A 3,869-nucleotide genomic window follows, 5' to 3' on the forward strand; every position below is an offset into this window, starting at 1 on the left:
AGGCAGACAACCCTGCGAACCTAACCGCATCGCGGCCGCCCCGTTGGGGCTTAAGGTTCTCGGGTTCGTGAATGCGGAAACGTTAACTGAAATCGGCTAGATAAAGACTATAAGAACTAAAGAGACTAAAAGGGCAACAAACAAAAAGACTGACAAAAGGGACAAGACTTATAAAGTTCGAAAAACCTATCAAAACAGAAAAAATTATATCCTAATAATCCCATGAAAACCGAAAAAATTTAAAAAGGCTAAAAACCTATAAAGACCAAATAATCTATAAAGAGCAACTAGATATAAAGGATCGAAAAGACATATAAGAGCTATATTTGGATGCAAACTCGAAGAAGAGCCGACATCAGTTAACATTACATTTACGCTGCAGGTCGGCAAAGCCGCCCCTTGGTCCCGGAAGTTAAGAAGCCAGGAAGTGTATACCGGGACACACCGACTACGTCGGCGTCGTAAATGCGGGAACGTTAGAGGAAATGACCTAAAGTATATATTCTTTCGAGGTGAGAACATATTGCAGAATAATCAAATTACTGAACAAATATATCGATACATTTTTGATTCTATCTCTCTACCAGAGCTAGAATCATGGCTATATATAGAATTAACTAATAGTACCAATGGAGTTGTAAACCCATTTCTAAAAGAACTTATTTCTTTTAACTTTATTCAAAAAGATGCGGAGATAATTTTAAAAAATGTATTAAAAAGAGTTTGGGAGATAACTTATTTCGAAGATATAACATATGAAAGAATTAGAAGAATCTTAAGAGATATAATAAATGAAACAATTCCAATCAACGAAGGCTGTCATGAACTATCAGGATTATACTTTTCGGGATATGACTTTATTCCTTATGACTTTGATTCTTTCTATTCTGAAATGTTAGATATTCCACTACCAATAGAATATTTGATTTGGAATAAGAATGCATTGGAAGAGAAATTGGAAAAGCTAGAAAATTATAAGGAACAAGTGATTAGTCTTTCTAAATCATTTCTTATGGAACTTGAAAAACATATATAAAGAAAAAATATGTGATTGTAATTCGAAGAAGAGGTCACATCCTCTAACAATGTGTTCACGCATCGGCGGACAAGCCGCCTCGGTCCCGGAAGGTAAGTCGAAGAAGTTATTGCCGGGACACATCCGCATCGACTAACTGCGCTAGCGCAGCCGCCCTACGGGCTTAAGTCGGTGGGACGTCGTGAACACGGGAACGTTATAAGAAATCGGGGGAAACATAATTTAAGTTCGTTATTAATAACCAAAGATCATAAAGGGATAGGTGACAAGACATTAAATTACTTTTTATCTGTAGCCGAAATAAATGGCGTAGCTTAACTGCTGAGAAGATTTTTGATGGATACAATGGTTATGAAGTAAGATCGGCAGGAACGGAAGAAGGAGCAAGAATTAAGGTTACTGAAGGACACATTGGATGGTCGGACTTAATTTTTGTAATGGAGAAGAAGCATACGAGAAGGCTCAAAGATAAATTTCCAATTATTCTAAAGAATAAACGATTAATCTGTCTTGATATCCCAGACGACTATCAGTTTATGGATGAAGAATTAATAGAAATATTGAAATCAAGAGTATCAGAACATATTGAAGTGCCCGAATAATTAAGTTCGAAATATTAACAAGACATGAATAGAGAAGGAAGATTTAACTGAATAGAAGGACATTTTGTTAGTAAATCAAGAAGCCCCCGACATTCTCATAACATCGTATCTACGCTGCGGGCCGTTCGGCCCTTGGTCTGCGGAAGAAAATTCGGTGAAGAGGAATCAGGCAGACAACCCTGCGAGGCTAAGTGGCTACGCCACCCGGCAGCAAGCTGCCTTAAGCCTCTCGGGTTCGTAGATACACCAACGTTATAAGAAATTGGCGCAAAGATTATATAAACTTATATATTGGAGGATAAAACATGGATGCAATTCTTCATTTACTTAACCCATCTACTACTTCAGGATCTTTGTTAATTGGTATCATTTCTGGGTTGATATCGGGATTAATACTGGGCTTTTTTTCAGGGAAGAAATATCAAACAAACAAATTTACAACCAAAGGAAATCAAAGTCCTATAATTCATAGTTCGAAAATTAAGGTGAACACACATGATAAATAAGTATAGTACTTCTGGGGAACAAAGCCCAATACTAAAGGATTGTAATATTACTATCTTTAATCAAATGAAGTATGAATCTGTTATCGCTAGGAAGAATGAGTTGTACATTCCCTTAATAGAAGAATGTTTTAAGATAATTGACGATTGTAAGAGCGGAGACTTATTTTCGAGATTAAATAATTCATTCATGAAAGAAATATTGCAGAAACAGTATAAGTACAGATTAGATGATGAATTATTAAATAAACTGAACGAGTTAGACAGTCAAATAAATTCCTTTAATAGGATCGATTCTATTAATATAGCTGGTAACATCATCGTTAATTCATTCACTAAGGGCTTTATTGAGCTGTATGGTGAGATTATTGATGGCGAAGCACCTATTTATTACGATGGATATATAGTTGATTATGAGACTGTTTATCCAGAAGAGTATGAAAACATCAGGATGGTAGCTTATAATAGGGATTTTGTTTTGGGTGTAATTCAAAACCCAGATGATTATATTGCTTATGAAGACGAGATATACAATAGGTCGCTGGTGACAATTTTTGAATTTGCCTTGGCCGATAGAAATAAGAAGTATAGCCCTAAAAGAAGTCCAATAATTGATTGGACAGGTGCACCTGAATATTACATAGCGTCCTCATGTAATTGTGATGAAGAATATCAGAACAATAAGGATATTATCAATAAGAAGAATATACTTAATGACATAAGTGCTATATGTAAAGACTTGTCATCATTAATTGATCAAAAATTAAAGGACATATTTGAAAGATATGAGAAAGAATAAGGACAATGGGAGTTTTTCGAAGAAGGCGCCAACATCTTATAACACTGTATTCACGCGGCGGGCCTTACGGCCCTTGGTCTGCCAGAGGCATTTTCGAGGTAGAAGATTCAGCAGACAACCCTGTGAGGCTAAGTGGCAAGCCACCCGCTCACTCCGTTCGCTTAAGCCTCTCGAGTTCGTGAACACAACAACGTTATGTGAAATTCTCGCAAAATCATATAAAGGCGGAAAACCATGAATGAAAAAAACATAACAGTTCGAATTAAGGGTAGAGAGCGTATCTTGAATGTAGGGGATAACTACTTTTTTGAGTTTAAGGATCCTGAAGAAACATCATTTCATATGCTTCGATCTGAAGTCATGGATATTTACTGGAAGGATAATGATTCTGGAAAGTCGTTTTTCTTTATTTATGTTCATGAACATAATGAAGATTATTTGATAAGTGACGATGAAATTGTTTCCGCCAAATTATCAGATTTAGTTGCAGGGCAAATATATGAATATGTAATGAATAACGGTTATTCAATTACTGGTGAATTTATTGAATTAAAAAGCATAGGGAAAGAAATACATTCTATTTGGATAGATTTAGGTCGGCAACCCGTATATTTAGACTATAGGGATATAGAAGAAATTATTAAACTTGATAATGATTATTTGTAAGAAAGTCGAAGAAGGCGAGAACATCACATAACAATATATTCCAGCTTCGGCCGACTACGTCGACCTTGGTCCCAGGAGATAATTCGAGGAAGTCAATGCTGGGACACATCCTTTCCCCTAACCGCATCGCGGCCAGTCGCTGCGCTCCTTTAAGGTGAAAGGACGTCAGGAATACGGGAACGTTATGAGAAATTCGGGTTAAACAATAAATGAAGACAAAGCAAATAACTAATTAAAACAAAAGAAATTAAGAAACTGAAAAA

4 protein-coding genes are annotated in these 3,869 nt (G+C 36.1%); all 4 read left to right on the forward strand.

Going from position 1 to position 3,869, the window contains the following annotated elements:
- Window positions 1-523 precede the first annotated feature (523 nt).
- On the forward strand, window positions 524-1,036 hold the full coding sequence (locus ACAN55_RS24075) for a hypothetical protein (RefSeq protein ID WP_379139114.1): 513 nt from the start codon (window positions 524-526) through the stop codon (window positions 1,034-1,036).
- Between the two features lie 272 nt (window positions 1,037-1,308).
- On the forward strand, window positions 1,309-1,638 hold the full coding sequence (locus ACAN55_RS24080; protein ID WP_379139120.1) for a low molecular weight protein tyrosine phosphatase family protein: 330 nt from the start codon (window positions 1,309-1,311) through the stop codon (window positions 1,636-1,638).
- Between the two features lie 495 nt (window positions 1,639-2,133).
- On the forward strand, window positions 2,134-2,940 hold the full coding sequence (locus ACAN55_RS24085) for a hypothetical protein (protein ID WP_379139116.1): 807 nt from the start codon (window positions 2,134-2,136) through the stop codon (window positions 2,938-2,940).
- A 234-nt stretch (window positions 2,941-3,174) separates the two neighbouring features.
- A complete protein-coding gene (locus ACAN55_RS24090) occupies window positions 3,175-3,606 on the forward strand; it encodes a hypothetical protein (protein ID WP_379139118.1) in 432 nt (143 codons plus the stop codon).
- Window positions 3,607-3,869 lie beyond the last annotated feature (263 nt).

The organism is Paenibacillus oryziterrae (assembly GCF_042610485.1).
GTDB lineage: Bacteria > Bacillota > Bacilli > Paenibacillales > Paenibacillaceae > Paenibacillus_AQ.